The organism is Photobacterium sanguinicancri (assembly GCF_002265265.1).
Classification (GTDB): Bacteria; Pseudomonadota; Gammaproteobacteria; order Enterobacterales; family Vibrionaceae; genus Photobacterium; species Photobacterium sanguinicancri.
The window spans coordinates 24412-48348 of record NZ_NOIF01000003.1; the positions used below are offsets into that span (position 1 = coordinate 24412).

The 23937-nt window shown below is 43.2% G+C and carries 25 protein-coding genes; 18 read left to right on the forward strand and 7 right to left on the reverse strand.

Annotated elements, in window-relative coordinates:
- Nucleotides 1-89: 89 nt before the first annotated feature.
- The gene (rluC, locus tag ASV53_RS01015) at nucleotides 90-1037 is read left to right on the forward strand and encodes a 23S rRNA pseudouridine(955/2504/2580) synthase RluC (protein ID WP_062688554.1); all 948 of its coding nucleotides are present in this window, start codon (nucleotides 90-92) and stop codon (nucleotides 1035-1037) included.
- A 135-nt stretch (nucleotides 1038-1172) separates the two neighbouring features.
- Here rluC and ASV53_RS01020 read toward each other — a convergent pair whose 3' ends face one another.
- On the reverse strand, nucleotides 1173-1754 hold the full coding sequence (locus ASV53_RS01020) for a Maf family protein (RefSeq protein WP_094955767.1): 582 nt from the start codon (nucleotides 1752-1754) through the stop codon (nucleotides 1173-1175).
- Nucleotides 1755-2031: 277 nt separating this feature from the next.
- Between ASV53_RS01020 and yceD the strand changes: the two genes are divergently transcribed.
- The 14 genes from yceD (at nucleotide 2032) to ptsG (ending at nucleotide 14458) form a co-directional block, all read left to right on the forward strand.
- The gene (gene yceD / locus ASV53_RS01025; RefSeq protein ID WP_062688556.1) at nucleotides 2032-2547 is read left to right on the forward strand and encodes a 23S rRNA accumulation protein YceD; all 516 of its coding nucleotides are present in this window, start codon (nucleotides 2032-2034) and stop codon (nucleotides 2545-2547) included.
- A gap of 19 nt (nucleotides 2548-2566) precedes the next feature.
- The gene (rpmF, locus tag ASV53_RS01030) at nucleotides 2567-2737 is read left to right on the forward strand and encodes a 50S ribosomal protein L32 (protein WP_062688557.1); all 171 of its coding nucleotides are present in this window, start codon (nucleotides 2567-2569) and stop codon (nucleotides 2735-2737) included.
- 9 nt (nucleotides 2738-2746) lie between these two features.
- Nucleotides 2747-3772, forward strand: coding sequence for a phosphate acyltransferase PlsX (plsX, locus tag ASV53_RS01035; RefSeq protein ID WP_094955768.1), 1026 nt, complete (start codon nucleotides 2747-2749; stop codon nucleotides 3770-3772).
- Between the two features lie 5 nt (nucleotides 3773-3777).
- Nucleotides 3778-4734, forward strand: coding sequence for a beta-ketoacyl-ACP synthase III (locus tag ASV53_RS01040; protein ID WP_062688559.1), 957 nt, complete (start codon nucleotides 3778-3780; stop codon nucleotides 4732-4734).
- Between the two features lie 86 nt (nucleotides 4735-4820).
- A complete protein-coding gene (gene fabD, locus ASV53_RS01045; protein ID WP_094955769.1) occupies nucleotides 4821-5744 on the forward strand; it encodes an ACP S-malonyltransferase in 924 nt (307 codons plus the stop codon).
- A gap of 53 nt (nucleotides 5745-5797) precedes the next feature.
- Nucleotides 5798-6532, forward strand: coding sequence for a 3-oxoacyl-ACP reductase FabG (gene fabG, locus ASV53_RS01050; protein ID WP_094955770.1), 735 nt, complete (start codon nucleotides 5798-5800; stop codon nucleotides 6530-6532).
- Between the two features lie 157 nt (nucleotides 6533-6689).
- Nucleotides 6690-6926, forward strand: coding sequence for an acyl carrier protein (gene acpP / locus ASV53_RS01055; RefSeq protein ID WP_062688563.1), 237 nt, complete (start codon nucleotides 6690-6692; stop codon nucleotides 6924-6926).
- 86 nt (nucleotides 6927-7012) lie between these two features.
- A complete protein-coding gene (gene fabF, locus ASV53_RS01060; protein WP_062688565.1) occupies nucleotides 7013-8251 on the forward strand; it encodes a beta-ketoacyl-ACP synthase II in 1239 nt (412 codons plus the stop codon).
- A gap of 107 nt (nucleotides 8252-8358) precedes the next feature.
- Nucleotides 8359-9168 carry an aminodeoxychorismate lyase gene (pabC, locus tag ASV53_RS01065; RefSeq protein ID WP_094955771.1) on the forward strand — a complete coding sequence of 270 codons (810 nt, stop codon included), beginning with the start codon at nucleotides 8359-8361 and terminating at the stop codon, nucleotides 9166-9168.
- Complete coding sequence (mltG, locus tag ASV53_RS01070) at nucleotides 9162-10172, forward strand: endolytic transglycosylase MltG (protein WP_094955772.1); 1011 nt, start codon at nucleotides 9162-9164, stop codon at nucleotides 10170-10172. The genes pabC and mltG overlap by 7 nt, the downstream gene beginning before the upstream one ends.
- Nucleotides 10172-10801 (forward strand): dTMP kinase, encoded by a 630-nt coding sequence (gene tmk, locus ASV53_RS01075; RefSeq protein WP_062688568.1) that lies wholly within the window; start codon nucleotides 10172-10174, stop codon nucleotides 10799-10801. Before mltG ends, tmk begins: the two co-directional genes overlap by 1 nt.
- Nucleotides 10802-11767 carry a DNA polymerase III subunit delta' gene (gene holB / locus ASV53_RS01080; protein ID WP_094955773.1) on the forward strand — a complete coding sequence of 322 codons (966 nt, stop codon included), beginning with the start codon at nucleotides 10802-10804 and terminating at the stop codon, nucleotides 11765-11767.
- Nucleotides 11768-11782: 15 nt separating this feature from the next.
- Entirely contained in the window at nucleotides 11783-12562 is a 780-nt protein-coding gene (locus ASV53_RS01085; RefSeq protein WP_062688571.1) for a TatD family hydrolase, read from the forward strand.
- Nucleotides 12563-13027: 465 nt separating this feature from the next.
- Nucleotides 13028-14458 (forward strand): PTS glucose transporter subunit IIBC, encoded by a 1431-nt coding sequence (ptsG, locus tag ASV53_RS01090; RefSeq protein WP_062688572.1) that lies wholly within the window; start codon nucleotides 13028-13030, stop codon nucleotides 14456-14458.
- A 413-nt stretch (nucleotides 14459-14871) separates the two neighbouring features.
- Here the strand turns inward: ptsG and ASV53_RS01095 are convergent, their stop codons facing one another.
- The 3 genes from ASV53_RS01095 to ASV53_RS01105 form a co-directional block, all read right to left on the reverse strand.
- Nucleotides 14872-15771, reverse strand: a complete 900-nt coding sequence (locus ASV53_RS01095) for a LysO family transporter (RefSeq protein WP_094955774.1) — start codon at nucleotides 15769-15771, stop codon at nucleotides 14872-14874.
- 175 nt (nucleotides 15772-15946) lie between these two features.
- Nucleotides 15947-16870 (reverse strand): HDOD domain-containing protein, encoded by a 924-nt coding sequence (locus ASV53_RS01100; protein ID WP_062688576.1) that lies wholly within the window; start codon nucleotides 16868-16870, stop codon nucleotides 15947-15949.
- A 121-nt stretch (nucleotides 16871-16991) separates the two neighbouring features.
- Nucleotides 16992-17567, reverse strand: coding sequence for an LON peptidase substrate-binding domain-containing protein (locus ASV53_RS01105; protein ID WP_094955775.1), 576 nt, complete (start codon nucleotides 17565-17567; stop codon nucleotides 16992-16994).
- A gap of 444 nt (nucleotides 17568-18011) precedes the next feature.
- On the opposite strand from ASV53_RS01105, the gene ASV53_RS01115 reads away from it, so the two are divergent.
- From ASV53_RS01115 to ASV53_RS01125, 3 genes are all read left to right on the forward strand, one after another.
- Nucleotides 18012-18596, forward strand: a complete 585-nt coding sequence (locus ASV53_RS01115; RefSeq protein ID WP_239928701.1) for a TfoX/Sxy family DNA transformation protein — start codon at nucleotides 18012-18014, stop codon at nucleotides 18594-18596.
- A gap of 102 nt (nucleotides 18597-18698) precedes the next feature.
- Complete coding sequence (dsdC, locus tag ASV53_RS01120) at nucleotides 18699-19610, forward strand: DNA-binding transcriptional regulator DsdC (protein ID WP_062688581.1); 912 nt, start codon at nucleotides 18699-18701, stop codon at nucleotides 19608-19610.
- A 90-nt stretch (nucleotides 19611-19700) separates the two neighbouring features.
- Complete coding sequence (locus tag ASV53_RS01125) at nucleotides 19701-20222, forward strand: DUF2058 domain-containing protein (RefSeq protein ID WP_094955777.1); 522 nt, start codon at nucleotides 19701-19703, stop codon at nucleotides 20220-20222.
- A gap of 85 nt (nucleotides 20223-20307) precedes the next feature.
- On the opposite strand, the gene ASV53_RS01130 is transcribed toward ASV53_RS01125, so the two are convergent.
- The 3 genes from ASV53_RS01130 to trpB all read right to left on the reverse strand — a co-directional run bounded on the left by ASV53_RS01130 (nucleotide 20308) and on the right by trpB (nucleotide 23936).
- Nucleotides 20308-21591, reverse strand: a complete 1284-nt coding sequence (locus ASV53_RS01130; protein ID WP_094955778.1) for a dicarboxylate/amino acid:cation symporter — start codon at nucleotides 21589-21591, stop codon at nucleotides 20308-20310.
- A gap of 348 nt (nucleotides 21592-21939) precedes the next feature.
- Nucleotides 21940-22746 carry a tryptophan synthase subunit alpha gene (trpA, locus tag ASV53_RS01135; protein WP_094955779.1) on the reverse strand — a complete coding sequence of 269 codons (807 nt, stop codon included), beginning with the start codon at nucleotides 22744-22746 and terminating at the stop codon, nucleotides 21940-21942.
- Nucleotides 22746-23936, reverse strand: coding sequence for a tryptophan synthase subunit beta (gene trpB / locus ASV53_RS01140; protein WP_094955780.1), 1191 nt, complete (start codon nucleotides 23934-23936; stop codon nucleotides 22746-22748). The genes trpA and trpB overlap by 1 nt, the downstream gene beginning before the upstream one ends.
- Between the last annotated feature and the right edge of the window lies 1 nt (nucleotide 23937).

Below are 23937 nucleotides of genomic sequence, written 5' to 3' on the forward strand. Positions count from 1 at the left end.
ATTAATGGTCTTGGTATTACATGCGAGTTGTACCCAAAGTACTCATGAACATAGCATCAAATAGTCATTTGGGTATACAATCATGCCCCATGAATGAAGATAAACCAAAAGTGCATTTCATCGAGATTACTGATGATTTTGCAGGCCAACGGATCGATAACTTTCTCCGTGCTCGGCTTAAAAACGTTCCAAAAAGTATGATTTACCGCATTTTGCGCAAAGGTGAGGTGCGAGTAAACAAAAAACGTATAAAACCTGAATATAAATTGCAAGATGGCGATCTTGTACGTGTTCCGCCAGTTAAGGTGCCGGAAAAAGAAGCACAAGCGCCGTTAAGTACTAAGCTCGACAAAGTGGCAGAGTTAGAGTCATGCATTATCTATGAAGATGATCATATGCTGATTCTAAACAAACCATCGGGTACGGCTGTCCATGGTGGTAGTGGTTTGAAATTTGGTGCAATTGAAGCATTGCGAGCATTACGTCCTGATGCGCGCTTCCTTGAATTAGTTCACCGTATCGACCGCGATACATCGGGTATCTTGCTGATAGCGAAAAAACGTTCTGCGTTACGTCGCTTGCAAGAACAGTTCCGTGAGAAGACAGTACAGAAGTATTACTTTGCTTTGGTAATGGGGGAGTGGAAAGCAAGTTGTAAGAAAGTGACTGCGCCACTACTTAAAAATGAAGTGAACAGTATTGTTCGTGTGAACCCTAACGGGAAAGCGTCGGATACACGTTTTAAAGTATTAGAGCGATTAGATAAGTCGACGCTTATCCAAGCGAGCCCTGTTACTGGTCGTACACACCAAATACGTGTGCACTGTCAGTATGCTGGTCACTCCATTGCGTGGGATGACCGCTATGGCGATCCACGATTTGATGCGTTTACCAAAAAAGCTGGGCTAGACCGTTTGTTCTTACATGCTGCCAATATCAAATTCACCCATCCGGGTACGGATGAGGCGATGGATATTAGTGCACCAATGGAAGCCAAATTACAGCGTGCCGTTGAGAAACTGCGTGTGAAAGGCTAAAGCTAGCGCATTATCGTCAGCGCTAATATTTAGGCGGCGATAATCATGTTCAGGGTGGACAAAGAGAGGTGACTTAGGTCACCTCTCTTTTATTTTTGGTGATTTGTTTAGCTGATATTTGCTGGATGTACTCTGTTACAGGATCTGTATGCCTTGTTTTTCAAGCATTTCACGTAACGCAATCAGTGGCAATCCAACTAGTGTGTTAGGGTCTCGTCCTTCTAGGCGGTCAAATAGCACAATGCCTAAGCCTTCACACATAAAGCTGCCTGCACAATATAATGGCTGCTCTCGCTCAACGTAACGCTGAATTTCTTGCGTAGTTAGATCGCGAAAATGAACATGAAAGGGCTCGCAAATAACATCGGATAAGCCAGTTTGCGCATTGAAAAGGCAAAGCCCTGTATAAAAGGTGACAACTTGGCCACTTGCGTTAGCCAATTGGCGACAGGCATTTTCAATAGTATGAGGTTTACCTATAATTTCACCATTGATTACACAGACCTGATCTGAGCCTATAATAAGGTGCTCAGGATGGCTAACGGCACATGCTTGGGCTTTTTGCTCTGCGAGTCTAACAACAAGTTGTTCCGCAGATTCGTTGTCCAGTGCTTGTTCATCAGTATTTGGACTTGCTGTTTCGAAGGGGTAACCAAACTTTTCGAGCAAGGCTTTACGAAATGGCGACGTTGAAGCTAAAAGCAGAGGCTGTGACATGGTGATATCTCGTTATAGGTTTATTGCCTGTATTCTAATATTATTACCCTGTGTTCGCAGCAGTTGATGAATAAAACAGCATGAAGTGATGGTTATTTCACCGTGTTGAAGTGCACTTACAAGTGACTCATAGTGTTGCTGAAAGTAAGATATAAACAGGAAATAGACATGTTTTATAACGGTTCACTAAGTAACACTGAGTGAATTGGTTAAAAGCTAGTAATTCACACACATTTCCTTTGACTCAAACAAATTAGAAGGCTAATATTCGCGCCCTATGCAAAAGGTAAAATTACCGTTAACGATGGATATCGTTCGCAGCGCTCAAAAAAGACTCGACTATGATGGCATCATCAAAGCTGATCTTTTAAAGCGTTTGGCGAAATCTGTCCAGAGCGTAACAAGTGATGCAAACGTCACCTTATCATTTGACTTTGACCAACGTCACCTTGCTTTCATGCGCGGAAGTGCAGATGTTGAAGTGACGTTGACCTGTCAGCGATGCCAGGAAGAGTTCCAACACAAATACGGTGTTGAGTTCTGTTTTAGTCCGCTCCTCAAACCAGAGGCAGTTGATGAGTTCCCGGAAGCCTATGAGCCGGCGGAAGTCGACGAAAATGGCGAGATCAACCTAATTGAAGTCATCGAAGATGAGCTGATGTTAGAATTACCACAAGTCGCAATGCATGATGAAGCTGACTGTAAAGCTAGCGGAAACATGACTTTTGGTGAGATCCCCGTTGCTGATGAGCGTCCGAATCCGTTTGCAGTATTGAAAAATCTAAGTAAGTAATTTAACAGGAGTAGGGTTAATGGCCGTACAAAAGAGCAAAAAATCACGTGCAGCACGTGGTATGCGTCGTTCACACGATGCACTAACAACTTCAGCTGTATCTGTAGATTCTGCAAGTGGTGAAACTCACCTACGTCACAACGTGACAGCTGACGGTTTCTACCGTGGCCGCAAGGTTATCAACAAATAAGGTTGAACCTTGAGTGGTCTAACCGTTGCACTTGATGCAATGGGTGGGGATTTCGGTCCTCATGTAATAGTGCCTGCCGCTGTGCAGGCATTGTTACAATACCCAGAGCTAAAAATTATATTCTATGGTGATCAAAGTGCGATCACATCTCAACTATCTCTTCATAATCACGTTTCACACCCTCGAATCTCTATTGTTCATTGCGAACACATCATAGAAAACAACACTCGCCCGTCTCAAGCTTTGCGTCATAGCAAAGGTACTTCTATGCGTATGGCTATTGATGCTGTCGCTGAGAAGCAAGCCGACGCATGTGTCAGTGCGGGTAATACAGGGGCGTTAATGGCGTTGTCACGCTACATTTTAAAGCAGCTCCCTGGTGTTGAACGGCCTGCGCTTGTCTCTGCTATTCCAACTAAAAATCACAATAAAACATGGTTGCTTGATTTAGGGGCTAATGTGTCATGCGATGCTGATACATTATTCCAGTTTGCTGTGATGGGCTCTGTAATGGCGGAACAGTGCGATATTGAAAAGCCACGTGTTGCGCTGCTCAATATTGGCGAGGAAGAAATTAAAGGCAACGATTTAGTGAAGCGTTGTGCAGAGATGTTACATCAATCACCAGATATTCATTTTATTGGCTACTTAGAAGGTGATCAGCTTTACTCTGATAAAGCGGATGTTGTGGTTTGTGATGGATTTGTCGGCAATGTTTGCTTGAAAACAAGTGAAGGTGTTGCTGATTTATTTATCTCGAGCTTCAAAAAAGCCGTGACGAGTAATCCAATAAAAGGTTTATTGGCCAAATGGTTGTTTAGTGACCTATTCCAAAACCTTAAGCAGTTGAACCCCGACCAGTATAATGGTGCAAGTCTGCTAGGATTGCGCGGTATTGTGGTTAAGAGCCACGGAAGTGCCGATATAGCAGCTTTTACATATGCCATTGGTGAAGCTGTACACGAGGCCAAACGACAAATACCGAAAAAAATCAGTCGTCGTTTGGAAGAAGTCTTACTCGAGAGGCCGTATTGATTTTCATGAACAGTAAAATATTAGGTACTGGTAGCTACCTACCAGCACAAGTGCGTACTAACGCCGATTTAGAAAAAATGGTCGACACAACCGACGAGTGGATCGTTGCGCGTACTGGTATTCGCGAGCGTCGTATTGCCGCTGAAGATGAAACCGTTGCGGTAATGGGCTATCAAGCATCTTTAAACGCTATTGAAATGGCGGGCATTGATAAAGAAGATATCGACCTGATCATTGTGGCGACGACCAGTGCAAGTCACGCATTCCCATCAGCGGCTTGCCAAGTGCAAGGCATGCTCGATATTAAAGGTTGCCCTGCATTCGATATTGCAGCTGCGTGTTCTGGTTTTGTTTATGCGTTAAGTATTGCAGATCAGCATATTAAAACGGGCATGGCGAAAAATGTTTTAGTGATCGGTGCTGATGCGTTATCGCACAAGTGTGATCCTAACGATCGCGGTACGATCATCTTATTTGGTGATGCTGCTGGTGCTGTGGTTGTAGGTGCAAGCGAAGAACCTGGTATTCTTTCTACCCATTTACATGCAGACGGTCATTTTGGTGGTTTACTAAGCCTAGCGACACCTGAACATGGTGAAGCATTTACTGATGATAAATGGTTGTACATGGCGGGTAATGAAGTCTTTAAGGTTGCGGTAACACAGTTATCAAACCTAGTTAAAGATACGTTAGCGGCGAACAACATGGACAAGTCTGAGCTAGACTGGCTTGTTCCACACCAAGCGAATTTACGCATTATTTCAGCGACAGCGAAAAAATTATCCATGTCGATGGAACAGGTGGTTGTTACCCTTGACCGTCACGGTAATACCTCTGCAGCGACAGTGCCAACAGCGCTGGATGAAGCGGTACGAGATGGCCGTATTCAACGTGGCCAGACGATGCTGTTAGAAGCGTTTGGTGGCGGTTTTACTTGGGGCTCTGCGCTCGTTAAGTTTTAATTTTATGGCTGCTGATGCGTCTGCAGCGGTAACTCTTACAAAAAGAACTGAATATTATTCAGTAAAATAAGAATAAGGATTCTCGAATGTCTAAGTTCGCGATTGTATTCCCTGGTCAGGGATCTCAAGCAGTTGGCATGTTGGCTGAACTAGCTGAAAAATTTTCTGTTGTTACTGACACATTTGCTGAAGCATCTGAAGTACTAGGCTACGACTTGTGGGCATTAGTACAAAACGGCCCAGCAGAAGATTTAAATCAAACGCACCGTACGCAACCTGCATTGCTAGCAGCGTCTGTTGCAATTTGGCGTGTATGGCAACAAGAAGGCGGCGAGCAACCTACAGTTGTTGCTGGCCATAGTCTTGGTGAATACTCTGCGCTTGTATGTGCTGGCGTTATTGACTTTAAAGATGCGATTAAATTGGTTGAACTACGTGGCCAATTAATGCAAGAAGCGGTTCCAGCAGGTGTTGGTGCAATGTCTGCAATCATTGGTCTAGATAACGACGCGATTGCAAAAGCTTGTGAAGAAGCAGCACAAGGCCAAGTTGTGTCGCCTGTGAACTTTAACTCGCCAGGCCAAGTGGTTATTGCGGGTAATAAAGAAGCCGTTGAGCGTGCAAACGTATTGTGTAAAGAAGCGGGTGCTAAACGTGCATTACCACTTCCAGTATCAGTCCCATCACATTGTGAACTTATGAAGCCTGCAGCTGACAAACTAGCTGTAGCACTTGAAAGTATTGAATTTAACGCACCTGCAATCCCTGTGATTAACAATGCAGATGTGGCAACTGAAACCGATCCTGCTGCGATTAAGCTAGCGTTAGTAAAACAGCTTTATGGTCCAGTTCGTTGGACAGAGTCTGTTGAGCGTATGGCATCAGAAGGTATCGAACAGTTGCTTGAAATGGGCCCAGGTAAAGTACTTACTGGTCTGACAAAACGTATTAATCGCGCACTTGGTGGTTCTGCGGTAAATGATTCTGCTTCTGTAGAAGCAGCAAAATAACTGAATAGTTATTGCATTACCCACTAAGTAGTATTAGTTAAAGAGGAATAACAATGAGCCTGGAAGGTAAAGTTGCACTGGTTACAGGTGCAAGCCGTGGTATCGGTCGTGCGATCGCTGAAATTTTAGTCGAGCGTGGCGCAAAAGTAATCGGTACAGCAACATCTGAAAGTGGCGCAGAAGCAATCAGCGCTTATTTGGGTGAAAACGGTAAAGGTCTGGCACTAAACGTTACATCGCCTGAGTCGATTGCAACGGCGCTAACGCAGATCAAAGAAGAATTTGGCGATGTTGACATTCTTGTTAACAATGCGGGTATCACCCGTGATAACTTGCTTATGCGTATGAAAGATGACGAGTGGCAAGATATTATGGATACCAACCTAACATCGGTATTCCGTCTGTCTAAAGCAGTACTACGTGCAATGATGAAAAAGCGTCATGGCCGTATTATTAGTATTGGCTCAGTCGTTGGTACTATGGGTAATGCGGGTCAAACCAACTATGCGGCAGCAAAAGCAGGTTTGATTGGCTTTACTAAGTCAATGGCGCGTGAAGTGGCTTCTCGTGGTATTACAGTAAATGCTGTAGCACCTGGTTTTATCGAAACCGATATGACAAAAGCCCTGAATGATGACCAACGTGCTGCTACACTAGCAAACGTACCTGCAGGTCGCTTGGGTGACCCACGTGAAATCGCGGCAGCTGTTGCTTTTCTAGCCTCTGAAGATGCTGGTTATGTAACAGGTGAAACGTTGCACGTAAATGGCGGCATGTACATGATTTAACCAATAAAGTTGTAAAACTTGATGATGCAAGTCAAAGTCAGTGTATTTTCATGCAAAATCGTGGTTTGACCAGCACTGTGATAGTTGCAACTTTTGTAGTAATGAATAAACTACAGCAAATCGCATTAGCGAATTCTTGTTTTAAGGAAATAGATTAATGAGCAACATCGAAGAACGCGTAAGAAAAATCATCATCGAGCAACTGGGTGTAGACGAAGCTGAAGTTAAGAACGAAGCTTCTTTTGTTGACGATCTAGGTGCTGATTCTCTAGATACAGTTGAACTAGTAATGGCTCTTGAAGAAGAATTCGATACTGAAATTCCTGACGAAGAAGCTGAAAAAATTACAACAGTTCAAGCAGCAATCGACTACGTTGTTGGCGCTTCTGAGTAATTAAGAACACCTCAAGGCGGTCACCATGACCGCCTTATTTCTTTATGTATCCCTGTTTAAACCCTCAATTCCCGGAGAGATAGATCGTGTCAAAGCGTCGCGTTGTTGTTACTGGCATGGGAATGCTGTCGCCTGTAGGCAATACAGTTGATTCTTCATGGAAAGCACTGTTGGCTGGTACTAGTGGTATTAGCAATATTGAGCATTTCGATGCAAGTGCTTTCGCTACTCGTTTTGCGGGTATGGTGAAAGACTTCAATTGTGAAGAATACATGACTAAGAAAGATGCTCGTAAAATGGATTTATTTATCCAATACGGCATTGCGGCTGGCGTTCAGGCTCTGAAAGACTCTGGTTTTGAAGTTACTGAAGAAAATGCACCACGTATTGGTGTTGCTATTGGTTCAGGTATTGGTGGTCTTGGTCTTATTGAATCAAACCATCGTGCATACATGGAAAAAGGGCCGCGCAAAATTAGCCCGTTCTTTGTTCCATCTACAATTGTTAATATGATCGCTGGCCACATGTCTATCATGCATGGTCTTCGTGGTCCAAATATTGCAATTTCTACTGCGTGTACAACTGGCCTTCATAACATTGGCCATGCTGCACGTATGATCGCTTACGGTGATGCAGATGCAATGCTAGCGGGTGGTGCAGAAAAAGCATCAACTGAGCTAGGCATGGGCGGCTTTGCGGCTGCTAAAGCACTATCTACACGTAACGACGACCCACAAGCGGCTTCTCGCCCATGGGACAAAGACCGTGATGGTTTTGTTCTTGGTGATGGTGCGGGCATGATGGTGCTGGAAGAGTACGAACATGCAAAAGCGCGTGGCGCAAAAATTTACGCTGAACTTGTTGGTTTTGGTATGAGTGGTGATGCTTATCACATGACTTCACCAAGCCCTGACGGTTCTGGCGGTGCATTAGCAATGGAAGCGTGTATCCGTGATGCGGGTATTAATGCGGATAAAATTGGTTATATTAATGCACATGGTACTTCAACACCTGCGGGCGATGTAGCAGAAACGCTTGGTATCAAGCGTGCTATGGGCGCGGCAGTGAACGATGTACTGGTTTCATCAACTAAATCAATGACTGGCCACCTTCTTGGTGCTGCGGGTTCTGTTGAGTCTATCATTTCAGTGATGGCGCTAGTTGATCAAGCAGTTCCACCAACAATTAACCTTGAAAACCCAGACGAAGGCTGTGATTTAGACTACGTCGCGGGTGAAGCACGTCAAGTAAACCTTGAGTACTCTCTATGTAACTCATTTGGTTTTGGCGGCACAAACGGCTCGTTGCTGTTCAAGAAAATTTAATTGTAACCTGTTATCATAAAGCGGCCTGGTATTCTTACCGGGCCGTTTTTTTTTGCCTATACCCCAACCATTATTAGGGTGGGTATAATCGTTATAAGTGAGTGGATATGACGTGCATTAATGGAGCTGAAGCTGAGTATATAGCGGTGAGCGATCGTGCGATGCAGTATGGTGATGGTTGCTTTTCCACTATTTTGGTTGAACAGGGAAAGCCTCGTCTTTGGCCTTTACATCAAGCTCGTTTTGAAAAAACATTAGCCGCGTTATCCATTCCCATGCCTGATTGGCTGACAGTTCAGCAACAAGTTGAACGTATTGCTGCTAATTTTGCCAGTAAAGGGGTGGTAAAGCTTTTAATCAGCCGAGGTAGTGGGGGGCGAGGTTATAGTCCTACAGGATGCGAGTCGCCGAGTGTCGTGATTTCACATTCTCCATTCCCAAACCACTATCATGGCTGGCAACAAGTCGGTATTGAGTTAGGTGTCTGTCAGCAAGCATTAGGCCTTTCACCTATGTTGGCTGGATTTAAACACCTTAACCGATTAGAGCAGGTGTTATTGAAGCAAGAAATTGAATCTTGCAACTGGGCAGATGCTGTCGTTTGTGATGTGTTGGGACAAGTCGTGGAGACGTCTGCATCCAATATCTTTTGGCGAAAAGGAAATACTATCTTTACGCCAGATTTATCAATGGCAGGGGTATGTGGTGTGATGCGATCACATGTAATGACATTGATTAAATCGACGCCATATTGTCTGGAGATTGTAAAATCACCACTTGATGCATTGCTTTGCGCAGATGAAGTCTTTATTACTAATGCCCTAATGGCGTTGGTGCCTATTAATCAAATTAATGAACATTCCTTTACTGAGCGCATGGCGTTTAATGAGTTGAATAAGAGGTTGTATTCGTGCTGAAGAAGTTATTGTTAGTTATCGTGGTGTTAGCGGTAGCTGGCGCAGGTGCTATTGGCTGGTCGTATCAACAGGTCGTGGCATCTTTGTCGCAACCTGTGATTAACACTGAATCGAAATTATTTACGGTTACACCAGGTTCAAGCTTTAGAGGCGTATTGAATCAGCTGGATCGTGCGAAAATTATCAAGCAAACGCGCTGGACCCGCTGGGTAGTAAAGCTTGATCCATCATTAGCACAAGTTAAAGTGGGTACTTACCAAATTCCAACAGACCTGACACTACATGGTGTATTAGCCTTGCTAACCAGTGGTAAGGAACATCAGTTTGCGATCACCTTAGTGGAAGGTGACCGTTTTTCAGATTGGTTAGCACAACTAAGCCAAGCTCCGCATATCAAACATGCGACTGAAGGCATGAGTGAAGCGGATATTGCAGACAAAATTGGCGCGACCACAGATAAGCTAGAAGGGTACTTGTTACCTGAAACCTACCATTACACGGCAGGTACCAGTGATCTAGAAGTATTGCGCCGTTCGTTTAACGCGATGGACAGTTTATTAGGTTCCGCGTGGCAAAAACGTGATCAAGCTATTCCGCTTAAGACGCCCTATGAAGCGTTGATCATGGCCTCGATTATCGAGAAAGAAACCGCTGTTGATAATGAACGTACATTAGTGTCGTCGGTTTTCATGAATCGTTTAAATAAAGGCATGCGCTTACAAACAGATCCTACGGTTATCTATGGTATGGGTGAGAACTACAAAGGCAATATTCGTAAAAAAGATTTACGTACGCCAACCCCATACAACACGTATACCATCTTTGGTTTACCACCTACGCCGATTGCGATGCCAAGTGAAGCATCGGTATTAGCCGCAATGAAGCCAGAAAGCAGTAACTATTATTATTTTGTTGCGGATGGTAATGGCGGTCACAAGTTTTCGAAGTCACTCCGTGAACACAATCGCGCAGTACGCGCCTACTTAAAAACATTAAGAAAGTAATGAACGGTAAATTTATTGTAATTGAAGGCCTTGAAGGCGCAGGGAAAAGCACTGCCATTAAGCAGGTGGTGGCGACGTTAGCTGCACAAGGGATCCATGACCCACAATCTACGCGTGAGCCAGGCGGAACACCGCTTGCTGAACAAATGCGTACCTTGGTAAAAGAAGGTCACCCTGATGAGCCGTTAACTGATATGGCTGAATTGCTACTGCTTTATGCTGCGCGTATTCAGCTAGTGGATAATGTGATTAAGCCTGCACTTAATTCAGGCCGCTGGGTTGTTGGTGATCGCCATGACATGTCATCGCAAGCATACCAAGGCGGTGGACGTGGTTTTGATAAAGCCTTGATGGAAAACCTACGTGATACTGTTTTAGGTGATTTTCGTCCTGACTTTACGATTTATATGGACATCGATCCTGTGCTCGGGCTTGAACGTGCTCGTGGTCGTGGTGAACTTGATCGTATTGAACAGATGAATGTTGATTTCTTCCACCGTGCCCGCGCGCGTTTTCTTGAGCTTTCAGAGAACGATAGCCGTGTTGTTATTATTGATGCAAGCCAAACGCTAGATGCGGTAACGGCGGACATTACAGCAGCGCTAACGCAGTGGTTGGAGACGCAGTAAATGTTATACCCGTGGCAAGAAGTGCTATGGCAACAATGGCAGCAATTGATTGCTCAAAAGCGTTTGCACCATGCAATTTTGCTGACTGCGGCAAAGGGCAGCGGGCGGGCTGTTTTAGCCAAGCACTTAGCGCAAACCGTTTTATGCTTGAATGGCGGCAATGAACCATGTGGTTTATGTCATGCTTGTCAATTATTTGATGCTCAAACGCATCCAGACTTCCACTGGATAAAACCAGAGCAAGAAGGTAAGCAGATCAGTGTTGATGTGGTGCGTAAATGTAACCGTTTAGCGGTTGAGACTTCACAGCTTGGTGGGCGTCGGGTGATTTTTATCGAATCCGCTGATGCATTAGGTGAAGCCGGTGCGAATGCAATTCTAAAAACATTGGAAGAGCCGCCACAAAATTGTCAATTTATCCTGACATCCCAGTCACTCGATAGCCTATTACCGACGATTGTCAGTCGCTGTAACAAGTGGCGCTTAAGTGTGCCAGATGAAGCACAAGCCAAACGCTGGGTAGAACAGCAGCTAAAGCAATCTATCAGTGCCGAGTCTGTCCGTTTAAATTGCGGCGCACCATTGGCTACGCTAGCCTTTGTCGAGCAAGGACAAGATATTCGCCATGGCAAGCTAATTGAAGCTTTTGCTGAATTTTTACAGCTGCCTAATGTTGGTTTATACGATGTCGCGGGTCTGTGTGCCAGTGAAGGCGCGGTAAGTCTGCAATGGCTAAGTTTTTTCTTACTGGATTGTATTAAGTACCAACAAGGCGTAACAAGTCATCTCGTTCACCAAGAATCAGTCACCAAGGTAGAGCAAGTTGCACGTACTGTGCCCGCGGCGGTCTTGATTCGACAGGCTAGACAGATTAACCAGCTCCATCAACAATTACAGAAGCACACAGGCCTTAACAGTGAATTACTCATTGTTAAATGGTTGAGTACTTTTTTGAAAGAAGAATAGAAAGAGGAATATAACGTGTTAGTGGATTCACATTGTCACCTTGACAAACTTGACTACGAACAGCTCCATACAGGGATTGATGATGTGTTGGCCAAAGCGAAGGCTCGCGGTGTCGAGTACTTTTTGTCTGTTGGTGTTACCTTACGTAGCTTCCCTGCCATGATGGAGATGATTGAACCTTACGATAATGTTTTCGCATCGTGCGGTGTTCATCCATTGGATATTGACTCTGGTTTGGATTACGAGCAATTCAAGACCTATGCACAAAATGAGCGTGTGGTTGCGATTGGTGAAACAGGGCTTGATTATCACTATCAACCTGAGACAGCACAAGCACAGCAAGATATCTTCCGCCAGCATGTGCGTGTTGCAGTCGAGCTGAATAAGCCGTTGATCATTCATACGCGAATGGCACGTGAAGATACCATGCGTATTTTGCGAGAAGAAGGTGCAGAGAAGTGTGGCGGAGTATTGCATTGCTTTACTGAAAGCCTTGAGATGGCGCAAGAAGCGATTGAACTTGGTTTTTACATTTCAATTTCAGGCATAGTAACCTTCAATAAAGCCAGCGAGCTGAAAAATGTAGTCAGTAATTTGCCATTAGAACGCTTGCTTGTTGAAACGGATTCTCCTTACCTTGCGCCAATTCCATATCGTGGTAAGCAAAATCAGCCAGCGTATGTGAAAGAAGTTGCTGATTACATTGGCTTGTTGAAAGGGGTTTCTGGTGAAGAAGTAGCTAAAGTGACCACTGAAAACTTCTTTAAACTTTTTTCGCGAGCTAAAAATAAGTAACTGGTATTAGAGGGGCTTATGTCCCTCTGGTTTTAATGTTTACTTGTTTTGTTGATAATTCGCTAGTGGCATACTGGTAATTGATTAATTATCAGACAAAACTATCAATTTACCTCTAAATGTAGTTTTGTTACGTAAAATAACAAGCGTTACAAGATTGAAAACTGCATAAAAATCCCTTTTATTACTTTTTGTTTTCAATTAAATTCTTATTTTACAATGGGTTGCTGGTGTTTGGTCCGCTTTTTCACACGTTTTGCACGCAAAATGTAACTGTGATCTATATTATGTTTTGAAATTATATTTCAGGCTCTATTGGTATTTATGATTGTCATCAAGTTATATTTGCACCCGCATTTTATACTGATGCCGAAATATATAACAAGAGGTCTAGCATTATGACTACGGGGGTATGTCGCTAGTACCGATTCAATTCAAACAATACATCTCACTCAGGAGCACAATATGTTTAAGAACTTATTTGCAAACCTACAGAAAGTCGGTAAGGCGCTTATGCTGCCTGTATCGGTTCTTCCTGTAGCTGGTATTCTATTAGGGGTTGGTGCTGCCAACTTTAGTTTTCTTCCAGAAGTGGTTTCTCACTTAATGGAACAAGCTGGTGGTTCCGTATTCGGTCAAATGGCTCTGCTATTTGCTGTTGGTACTGCGCTTGGTTTTACAAACAATGATGGTGTTGCGGGTCTAGCCGCTGTTGTTGGTTACGGCATCATGATTGCTACACTTAAAGTGATGGCAACAGTAATGGGTGTTGATGGCATTGAGACTGGTGTTCTTGGTGGTATCCTTGCCGGTGGTGTTGCTGGTTGGGCTTTCAACAAGTTCTACCGTATCCAACTTCCTGAGTACCTTGGCTTCTTCGCTGGTAAGCGTGCCGTGCCAATCGTAACAGGTTTTGTTTCTATTGCTCTAGGTCTTGTACTTTCTATCGTTTGGCCTCCAATCGGTGGCGCAATTGCGGCATTCTCTGATTGGGCTGCTAACCAAAACCCAGTAATGGCATTTGGTATTTACGGTGTAATTGAACGTTCTCTAATTCCTTTTGGTCTTCACCATATTTGGAACGTACCGTTCTTCTACGAAGCGGGTTCTTGTGTGAACGCTGCTGGTGAGCAAGTGAACGGTATTATGACTTGTTTCCTAACTGCTGATGACGCATCTCGTGCTGCAGGTAACGGTTTCGGTCAACTAGCTGGTGGTTACTTATTCAAAATGTTCGGTCTTCCTGCTGCTGCAATCGCGATTGCACATTCAGCGAAACCTGAAAACCGCGCTAAAGTAATGGGTATCATGGCATCTGCTGCGTTAACTTCATTCCTTACTGGTATCACAGAACCAATTGAATTCGCATTCCTATTTGTTGCTCCAGTTCTTTATGCAATCCACGCAGTACTTGCTGGTGTAGCATACATGCTAACTAACGCATTAGGTGTTGTTCACGGTCATACGTTCTCAAATGGTTTCATTGACTTTGTTGTTCAATCGCCACGTGCAGAAAACATGCTGCTTCTTGTTGGTCTAGGTATTGCTTACGCTGTAATCTACTACGTCGTATTCCGTGCTGTAATTCGTGCTCTTGACCTGAAAACTCCAGGCCGTGAAGATGAAGACGAATCATCAGAAGCTGCTTCTACAGGTACAGAGCTAGCGAAAGATCTAGTAATGGCATTCGGCGGTAAAGACAATATTACTGGTCTTGATGCTTGTATCACTCGTCTACGTGTATCAGTAGCAAGTGTTGAAAACGTAAACCAAGATAAACTGAAAAAACTAGGTGCAGCAGGTGTTGTTGTTGCAGGTAGTGGTGTTCAAGCTATCTTCGGTACTAAATCTGATAACTTGAAATCAGACATGGATGAGTGGATTCGTAATAACTAATACGAATTAACCATACATAAATATTTAGGGAAGCTTCGGCTTCCCTTTTTTGTGTCTGCGTTTTCAGTTCTCGTATTTGTGAGTGTTTAAAACAACGATGTCTCTATTGGGTGTTTGAATTTGCTGTAACTGTGTTTCTTTAGAGCAAGGCAACTGAAGTTTGTGATGAAGAGTTCCGGTAAGACCTAGCGGAAATCCGAATTAACTCTCAAGGGTGCTTAAAGATGGTGAAAGGAATCATTAAAAGCGGCTCAGACATAGAAGAGTGAAATAAATTGCGGTGAGCGGACAGATTAGCAAACAAAGATGAGAAAGCCCTTAGAATGGCTTAGGGAGAGCTCGTGGGGCCGGAGAGTGTGTAAAGCGGAATGATAACAGCGACATAACGTATCGCTGTTATCTGCAAGTCTGTTTTAAAGAGAGAGAAAAAACAACATCAGAACAGGGACTAGCAAGCTTAAAATAAACCCACTAACGATAGCGATAGGAACACACCGGATACCACCAGAGTTTTGGATCACAGGGAGAGTGAAATCCATCGCCGTTGCACCAGCATAGCCGATTGCAGTACTTGGATAACGACGAATAATTAAGGGGATCAGCGTGAGTGCCACCAATTCGCGTAGTAGCTCGTTTAAGAAAGCGGCGCCCCCATAAACAGGGCCAAGTCCATCTCCCATTAAAATACCCGCTAGAGAATACCAGCCGAATCCTGATGCCATCGCAAGCCCATTTTTTACTGGCACATCAAGGATCAGTGCTGCAATTATGCCACCAAGCAAAGAGGTTACGACAATAGTTGCGGCAATCAGCATCCCATTTTTGTTTAATAATATTTGCTTAAGTGTCATACCACTATTACGTAGCTGAATACCGATCAAAAATAGCAAAAGTAAGAGAATACCTTCACTTGCAGTGTCCACCCACGATAGATCCATGCCAAGCATCAAGCCTATAATTAACCCTCCAGCGACGACTAAAATCAACCGAACAGATTCCATCATCATTTCTTTAAAAGGCAATTTCTTATGTTGTAGCTCGGTTGCAATAGGGAGAAGTTTGTCGATAAAAGGGAGGGCAACGAGGTTACAGGCACTTATCGCAATGAAGAAGGTCGTGGTATAGAGTAGTATTTGGTGAAGGTTTTGACCTAAGTTATCAAGTCCAGCAAGGCTTAATCCCATCAGCCCTAGAATCACCAATACAAGACGACTAGTTTGTTTATTGATAAATTCCAATAGGTTATTGTTATTAATTGGAATTAAGTACCCCACGATTAGAGGTAAGAAAATATAGAGCATCCCTGAAAACATACTGATCCTTGCGCGTAGAGTGAAAGTTAACGAGCTGTATGTATAGGCACAATAAATGAAGCTTATTTATTCTTAATAAGCTTTAATTTATGTTAAGCGTAACAAGAAGCTGCTGATTTCTGTAGATTATCAACAGCGTCTAAATAGGGCAATATTAAGATGTAGGCAGAAAGGATTAAAGGCCGCTATTTTGCATCGCTTCTTTAGTTAACCCATTAAATTCACTATCTGAAATATTCGTCAATTCATACATCAGTTCAGCCGCATAGAGATCTAGCTCGATTTCATGGGTATCTATGTCAGCGTCGTCGTTTCTATACATGAGAAGATGACTAGCCATTCGAGCGGCGTCAAGATACTGACTGTTATGATTTTCCGGATAACTATGCTGCTTGGTGTTCGTTGCCACTGCAAGGAAGTCTTCGTCAAACCCCCAATGTTTCAACACCGTTTCACTGCTTTTGTCACAACAATTTTCAAAAATATATTTAGCAATATCAAGATCTAAGTAATTACCTGAATCAAGGTATGCTTGATATTCATGGATTAAGCCAAACAAGCCTATGTCAGCTAATAACCCCGCTAAAAGGCATTTATCTACTTCTAGCTTATTTTTTTGATGACTTTTATTAGGAAGACGACTTGCAATAACGGCCATTGTTGCTGCTAACTGGCGGGAATTTTGCGCACTGTGTTTCAAGATATTGTTACATTCTAAGCTGAAGTTTGCGTTGTTTTTTAGCTCTTGAACTGTGTATGCGGCCACAATATCTCTGACACGAAAGATACCTAATCGAGAAACTGCGGTGAAAATATCGTGGCAAATGACATTACGGCGATTAAAAATAACCGTGTTTGAGGTTTTGATGATCAAGGCAGTAATACTAGGGTCATCAAGCAGCAAATCAGCCACATCATGTACGCTGGTTTCTTCATGTTTGCAAAGCTCTAGCAGCTTGGCGAGTACTTCGGGTATAGGGGGTAAAATGAGGCGATTGTGGCGAATTGCGTCCTTTACAAGCGCATAGAATTCAGATTCGAGCCCTTTCACAATTTTATTATTTTCAGGTTTTAACCAGAAAAAAGAGACATGGTCCATAAAGATAAAAACTTGGCAGAAAGCGATTAGCCTTATCAATAACACAGCCGTATAAAAGACGATAACCTTTCATTGAAGTTTGTGATAAATCAGTCTAAAGGTGCTGCCTTTTGGTGGTTATTTATCCGTGTTGAAAAAGCTTGAGTAAAAATCTGATGGTTAGTTTAGGTGAATCTTGGGCGATTAATAACTGTTTGTAATAGACTTCGATTGGAACAATTTCTATCCATCGCTGGCATACCCAGCTGATATCATCGTATTTTAGTTTGTCGTCACTGATTTTACTTTTTTGATTGTAAGCAAAATGACGCTTTAATTTCTCAGCTAAACATTCATTTGATGAATCAATCGAACGGGGAGACCAGTTGGGTAAGATAACAGCATCGCCACTAAATAAACCATCGTATTCATGATAGACCGCCGATAACTTCACATTATGGATACCCTCGATTGAAAGGTTTATTAAGCCACCATCGGTTTGATTAAAATCAATAATTTTTGAGAGCGTCACTATTGCGGGTAGGTTTTTGACTGGGTCAGATTCTGTTCCTTCATTTAGCATACAAAGGGCAAATTGACGTTTTTCTGACAAGGCATCTTTCATCATTCGTATAAAACGACTTTCTATGATGGTTATTTCAAGCCTCCCTCCCGGCAGCAAATGATTGGTATGAGGCATCAACGCTATTTTCTCCATTAATACGTCCTTAACTGAGATCGCTTTGAATTTACAATGCTTTTATTTCTCTTTCTATCTGGGAAGTTGTTAATAAGCGACCTCCTTGCAAATATATATCCAAGTCTGGCCTAAGTGGTTGAATTTTTGTGTTTTTCGTTTTTATTTTAGTTGTTTGGTTATGAATAAGCATAGCAATTACTGATAGAAATAACACATAAACAGATAGAACTGTCAATTGTGGAAAGGTGTTTTTAATCCCAACTTTCCTCTTCCTTTTGGTCTCTTTTTGTCTCTTTTTGCTTTTTTTGCAGCGCATAATATGCTTAAAATCTCATCGTTAATAAGTCGAGTGTTTCATATGTGGAATTCATTAAACTGATATGGCACAGTCAAATTGTTGACGTCGTGATTCGTTTTAAGATGGATACGACTACCGCTTACTTTTCAAGAGAGAGAATTGTTATGTCGTTTAAGGAAGAATTTTTCACCTACCTCAGTGGATTTGGCGAGTATGAAAAACGTTCTATGTTTGGTGGTATGGGCGTGTTCATTGACGGGGCGATGTACGCTATTATCACTAATAAGTCTTTGTTTTTACGTGGTGGTGAAGTTCTTGATGAGCGTTTAAGTCAGCTTGGTTGTGCCAAGTTTAAGCACATTAAACGCAGTACGACAGCAATTGTAAACTATTACGATATAACGCCATTATTTAGTGAATCGCGTACGTTGAGTAATGAGCTAGTTGAGCATTCGATCCAAATTGCGCGTCAAGATAAAGTTGAAAAAGCTGCAGATAAAAACAAGCGTATTCGTGATCTGCCTAACATGCGCTTGACCTTGGAACGTATGGTAAAAAAAGCGGGTGTAAAAGATGTAACCAGTTTTATGGAGCTTGGAGCGTCGGAAGTATTCTGTAAGGTACGTCAGGTGCATGGCCAAGATTTAGATATTAAACTGCTTTGGATGTTTGCAGGCGCGGTGCAAGGTTGTCACTGGACTTTGTTAAATGATGATCAGAAGTCGGGCTTATTGAGTGCTGTTAGCTAATATCTCTTTAATATTACGATTGTAATGGCCGCTGCCCCCTGCAGTGGCTTTTTGTTGTTATAATGGACGCATACGCCCTATAATCAAGAATATCAATAACGTATGCAGCTTCCAAAATTAACAGGTTCCGTTCTTTCTGGTTTACATTGTTTTTTGATCGCCGCAGATCAAATGAGCTTTACTCGTGCCGCTGAAATTCTATGCTTAACGCAAAGCGCAGTTAGTCATAAGATAAAAAATCTTGAAGATAGCCTTGGGGTTCAGCTCTTTATTCGCCAGACCCGAAAACTCTTGTTAACCGAAGAAGGTAAACGTCTCAAAGGAGTTGTTGCTCAAAACTTTGGTGACATTGCACATGAATTGCGAGATCTAAAAACGTTAGAGTTGAGTGGCGATTTCAATGTTTCAGTCCCTCCAACGTTTGCACAGACTTGGTTATTGCCTCGCTTAAAGCACTTCATTGATAAATATCCAGCGCTTCGCTTTCATTTACGTACCCGTAATGATCTTGTTGATTTTCAGACTGAATCGTTCGACTGTGCTATCTACTTTGGGCATGGTAAGTATGCAGGGTTACATTCTGAAAAGTTGATGGATGAAAGCATGGTCCCAGTATGTAGCCCTCAATATGCAGATCAAAACCATTTGCACAATAACCCAGAACAATTAATGGTGTGTACGTTATTGCATGATGCGGCTCCTTGGGCGCGGGCGGGACGTAATGATGAGTGGCAATACTGGGCTCAAACCAATGGGATCGAATTACCTGAAAATAGTTGTACATTTGATCGTGCTGATCTGGCATTACAGGCGGCTGAAAATGGTTTGGGTATTGCGATGGGCAGGCATTCATTTGTTGATCAACAGCTAAAAGATGGTCGATTGGTGGTGCCTTTTGATATGGCAGTACAGTCACCATTGAGTTATTACGTTGTTTGTCGTCAAGATGCGACGATTTCACCGCGGATAAAGGCTTTTCAGACATGGCTTCATAGTGAAATAGCAGAATTTTAATGTTTCGAGCTCGATAGTGGCTTGACCCTTATATCACTCGGTAGTGATAATAGCGTTATAAGTGTTATTCAGATTAATGGTGGAGAATCAATGGCCAAGTTAAGCCTACAAGAGCAAATGCTTAAAGCTGGTTTAGTTGATAAGAAAAAACTAAAAAAAGCAGCGAAAGGTGCGAAAAAATCACGCGTCCAAGCACGTGAAGCGAAAGCGGCTGTTGAAGCAAATCGAGCAGCTCAACTTGAGCAAGATAAGAACCTAAACCGCTTGAAGAATGAAGAAGTTCAGAAAAAAGAGTTTCAGGCGCAGGTAAAACAACTTATCGAGATGAACCGCATCGATCGCAAAAAAGGTGATATTGGCTATAACTTCACTGACGGTACATTAGTGAAGAAGATTTATGTTGATAAAACCATGCAAGATCAGCTGGTACGCGGTCGTTTAGCGATTGTTCGTTTAGCGGATAGTTACGAAGTGATTCCAAGTGTAGTAGCAGATAAAATTGCACAGCGTGATGAATCAAGTATCGTACTGAATAACGTTGTTGAAAACGACGAGCCTGACGAAGATGATCCGTACGCAGACTTTGTGATTCCAGATGATTTAATGTGGTAATCATCGCTTAATAAATGGTTACGCGTAAAGTATAAAGCCCTGATTATCAGGGCTTTTTGTTGCCTAGTGTTTTTGTTCTAGCTCACTAAGCTTTGCTTGGTTCTGCTTCTACATTAATTTGGTCATTGATGATCACCGCACAAGCGGCATCGCCGGTGATATTTAGCGCTGTGCGTATCATATCGAAGATACGATCCAGTGCGAACAATAGCGGTAGCCCTTCGATAGGGATCCCCGCCGATAGTAATACAGCCACTACTAAGAAAGAGGGCCCAGGCACTCCTGCTTGGCCAACGGCGCCTAACGTCGAAGTGATAATAATTGCCATATAAGCACTCATGCTCAAATCAATATTGAATATTTGCGCAAAGAAGATAGCCACTAAACCATAGTAAATCGCATTACCGCTCATGTTGATGGTTGCTCCTAGCGGTAGCACAAATGAAGCGGTCGAATTTTTCACTTTCAGTTCTTCTTCACACACTTCCATCGTCACAGGGAGGGTTGCCATCGAAGATGCCGTTGATAGTGCAACAGCTTGTGGTTTTTTCATTACCGATAGGAATTTCAGGGGTGAGGTTTTGCTGAATACTTTTATCATTAATGGGTAAAAGATAAAGCCGTAAACCAAAATAGCCACGACATAAACAACAAATAGTTTAAAGACCACCATCAAGGCACTAAAGCCAAATGTGCCTACCGCATCTGCCATCAAGCCAAATACGCCCAGAGGTGCGATCTTCATAATGACGTTGATCATCCAAACCATGGCATCAACAATGGCATTAACACCGTTGATCAGTGGATCTCTGCGATCTTTTTCTAACTTAGAAACAGCAATACCAAAGAAAAGGCAGAATACTAAAATTTGGAGGATATTGGCTTCATTTAACGATTGAAAAACATTGGTTGGGATCATGCCAAGCACTGTTGCCCAGAATGAGGGTAAATCACCTTTATCAGCGTAAGCATTTGAGAACATCCCTTCAACACCTGATAGATCTATGCCGACACCAGGTTGGAACACTTCACCCATAAAAAGCGCTAGGGCAACGGCGACAGCCGACGTGAAGCCAAAAAAGCCGAGGGTCATTAATCCGACTTTTCCAGCGGCCGAACTATTACCTAACCCTGCAGCACCAGAAATAATGGCAACCGCAACTAAGGGGATCACTAGCATTTTTATCAAGTGGATAAAGATACTGCCAAGTGGCGCGAAAATACTTGCTGTTGGCCCCATCATGGCACCGACGAGGGTTCCCACAACCATCGCGATGACGACTTGAACGCCAATATTGTTTAAAAATCCTTTATTTGTTAACACCTTCGATACCTCTGTCGTGTCTAGATTTGTCGTGCAATAAGCCACTAACTTAGCTTATAGAGAGTAGAATCTTGTTTTGCATTTGTTGTAATTGTTGGTCTTATGTTTTGCAAGTGTGTTTTTACATGTAACTATCGTGAAGATCAATTAATAACGACTGTATTTGTTTTTTAATTGCAGCTTGAGTGGGTGTTATGTGCTACATGAATGTTGCGTTTTCGAGTTTTATTGCATGAGGTTAGCGGAAGGGTAATTGAAGTATAGTGGGGAGGCGTTAGTGAACAGGACTAAAGTCGACGGTTAGCTAATTAATGTGACTGAGCCGCGATGTTCATAAAAAAAAGGCGATAGAAGTATGCTCTCTATCGCCGATTAAGTTTCTGTTTTGCTTATTTATAGCTGAGTAGCTGCTTTCATTGGTGTGACAAAATTAGCGAGCTTACTAAGCATACTTGGATGATTATCAAGATTGTTTTCAATGATTTTCACCACTGCAGAGCCTGAGATTGCGCCTGCGGCCCCAGCTTCAATCGCGTCTTTAACTTGTTCTGGTGTTGAAATACCAAACCCAAGAATAGCTGGTGGCGCATTATGCTTTTTCAGGTTTTCAAGTAAGGGGCCAATTGGCATTCCCGCTTTGGTTTCTGCCCCGGTTACACCCGCGCGCGAGAGTAAGTAGGTGTATCCGCCACCTAGCTCAGAGACTGTTTTCAATGTTGCTTCATCAGCATTAGGCGGCGCGATAAAGATAGGGTGAATACCATGTTTTTCAGCAGCAGCGTGAAAGTCAGCGGATTCATTTACAGGTACATCAGCAATCAGTACCGAATCAACACCCGCCTCAGCACATTGTTGGTAAAATTTATCGATACCGGCTGAAAATACCAAATTGGCATACATGAGCAAGCCAATTGGCAGATCCGGGTATTTAGTACGGATCTGCGTGATCATGTCAAAGCACACAGCTGGCGTGGTCCCAGATGCTAGCGCGCGGATAGTGGCCCCTTGAATTGTTGGGCCATCGGCTAATGGATCAGAGAAAGGAATACCGAGCTCAAGGGCATCTGCGCCTGATTCAACAAGCGTGTCGATAACGCGCATTGATTGCTCTGGTGTTGGGTCTCCAATTGTCACGAAAGGAACAAAAGCGCCTTGTTGTTTTTCTGCCAATTGGCTGAAAAGTTGTTGATAACGATCCATTACAGCGCTCCCTTTGCTTCAAGAATGTCGTGAACTGTGAAGATATCTTTATCGCCACGGCCTGATAGGTTCACAACTAGTAGTTGTTCTTTTTCTGGGTTTTCTTCAATCATTTTCATTGCATACGCCAGTGCGTGTGCCGATTCTAGTGCTGGGATTATGCCTTCTTTGCGGGCAAGTAGTTGAAAAGCATCTAACGCTTCATCGTCGGTCACGGCGCCATATTGTGCGCGGCCAATCGCATTAAGGTGTGCGTGTTGTGGGCCAACAGATGGGAAATCAAGGCCAGCAGATACAGAATATGATTCTTCTACTTGGCCATGCTCGTCTTGCATCAGTGGTGCTTTCATACCAAAGAAAATGCCCAGCTTACCGTGTTTAAGTGGTGCGCCGTGCATGTTGGTATCTAAGCCTTTACCCGCAGGTTCAACGCCAATCAGTGCAACATTTTCTTCTTTTATGAAGTCAGAGAACATGCCAATGGCGTTAGAACCACCACCAACACAAGCAATCACCGCATCAGGGAGGCGACCTTCTTTCTCTAAGATCTGTGATTTAGTTTCTTCGCCAATGATGTGCTGGAATTCACGCACTATGGTTGGGAATGGGTGAGGGCCTGCTGCTGTACCTAGTAGGTAGTGCGCCTTGTCGTAGCTTGCAGACCAGTCACGCATTGCTTCATTACAGGCATCTTTCAATGTGGCAGAGCCTGAATGTACAGGAATGACTTCTGCACCCATTAACTTCATACGGAAAACATTAGGGCTTTGACGCTCAACGTCTTTGGCACCCATGTAGACACGGCATTTTAAATCTAATAATGCACAGGCTAGCGCGGTTGCAACACCGTGTTGGCCAGCGCCGGTTTCAGCAATAATTTCATGCTTACCCATACGTTTAGCAAGTAAGGCTTGGCCTAGTACTTGGTTTGTCTTATGTGCACCGCCATGAAGTAAATCCTCACGTTTTAAGTACAACTTTGTTTTTGTTCCTTTGGTCAGGTTTTGACAAAGTGTTAGGGCCGTAGGGCGACCAGCGTACTCTTTTAATAGGGTAATAAATTCGTGTTGAAAAGCAGGGTCTTGTTGGGCCTCAATGAAAGCGTCTTCCAATTGGTCTAATGCTGGTACCAAAATTTGAGGTACGAACTGACCGCCAAATTCGCCAAAGTAGGCATCTAACTTGCTCATA

Coding starts and splice junctions, on each gene's coding strand:
- trpA (WP_094955779.1), bottom strand. CDS start 22,746: ATGGATCGTTATCAACAACTTTTCAGCCAATTGGCAGAAAAACAACAA.
- rpmF (WP_062688557.1), top strand. CDS start 2,567: ATGGCCGTACAAAAGAGCAAAAAATCACGTGCAGCACGTGGTATGCGT.
- tmk (WP_062688568.1), top strand. CDS start 10,172: ATGAACGGTAAATTTATTGTAATTGAAGGCCTTGAAGGCGCAGGGAAA.
- trpB (WP_094955780.1), bottom strand. CDS start 23,936: ATGAGCAAGTTAGATGCCTACTTTGGCGAATTTGGCGGTCAGTTCGTA.
- dsdC (WP_062688581.1), top strand. CDS start 18,699: ATGCAGCTTCCAAAATTAACAGGTTCCGTTCTTTCTGGTTTACATTGT.
- ASV53_RS01095 (WP_094955774.1), bottom strand. CDS start 15,771: ATGTTTTCAGGGATGCTCTATATTTTCTTACCTCTAATCGTGGGGTAC.
- yceD (WP_062688556.1), top strand. CDS start 2,032: ATGCAAAAGGTAAAATTACCGTTAACGATGGATATCGTTCGCAGCGCT.
- ASV53_RS01105 (WP_094955775.1), bottom strand. CDS start 17,567: ATGGAGAAAATAGCGTTGATGCCTCATACCAATCATTTGCTGCCGGGA.
- fabG (WP_094955770.1), top strand. CDS start 5,798: ATGAGCCTGGAAGGTAAAGTTGCACTGGTTACAGGTGCAAGCCGTGGT.
- ASV53_RS01125 (WP_094955777.1), top strand. CDS start 19,701: ATGGCCAAGTTAAGCCTACAAGAGCAAATGCTTAAAGCTGGTTTAGTT.
- fabD (WP_094955769.1), top strand. CDS start 4,821: ATGTCTAAGTTCGCGATTGTATTCCCTGGTCAGGGATCTCAAGCAGTT.
- rluC (WP_062688554.1), top strand. CDS start 90: ATGAATGAAGATAAACCAAAAGTGCATTTCATCGAGATTACTGATGAT.
- acpP (WP_062688563.1), top strand. CDS start 6,690: ATGAGCAACATCGAAGAACGCGTAAGAAAAATCATCATCGAGCAACTG.
- ASV53_RS01115 (WP_239928701.1), top strand. CDS start 18,012: ATGTCGTTTAAGGAAGAATTTTTCACCTACCTCAGTGGATTTGGCGAG.
- ASV53_RS01040 (WP_062688559.1), top strand. CDS start 3,778: ATGAACAGTAAAATATTAGGTACTGGTAGCTACCTACCAGCACAAGTG.
- pabC (WP_094955771.1), top strand. CDS start 8,359: ATGACGTGCATTAATGGAGCTGAAGCTGAGTATATAGCGGTGAGCGAT.
- ptsG (WP_062688572.1), top strand. CDS start 13,028: ATGTTTAAGAACTTATTTGCAAACCTACAGAAAGTCGGTAAGGCGCTT.
- ASV53_RS01100 (WP_062688576.1), bottom strand. CDS start 16,870: ATGGACCATGTCTCTTTTTTCTGGTTAAAACCTGAAAATAATAAAATT.
- holB (WP_094955773.1), top strand. CDS start 10,802: ATGTTATACCCGTGGCAAGAAGTGCTATGGCAACAATGGCAGCAATTG.
- ASV53_RS01020 (WP_094955767.1), bottom strand. CDS start 1,754: ATGTCACAGCCTCTGCTTTTAGCTTCAACGTCGCCATTTCGTAAAGCC.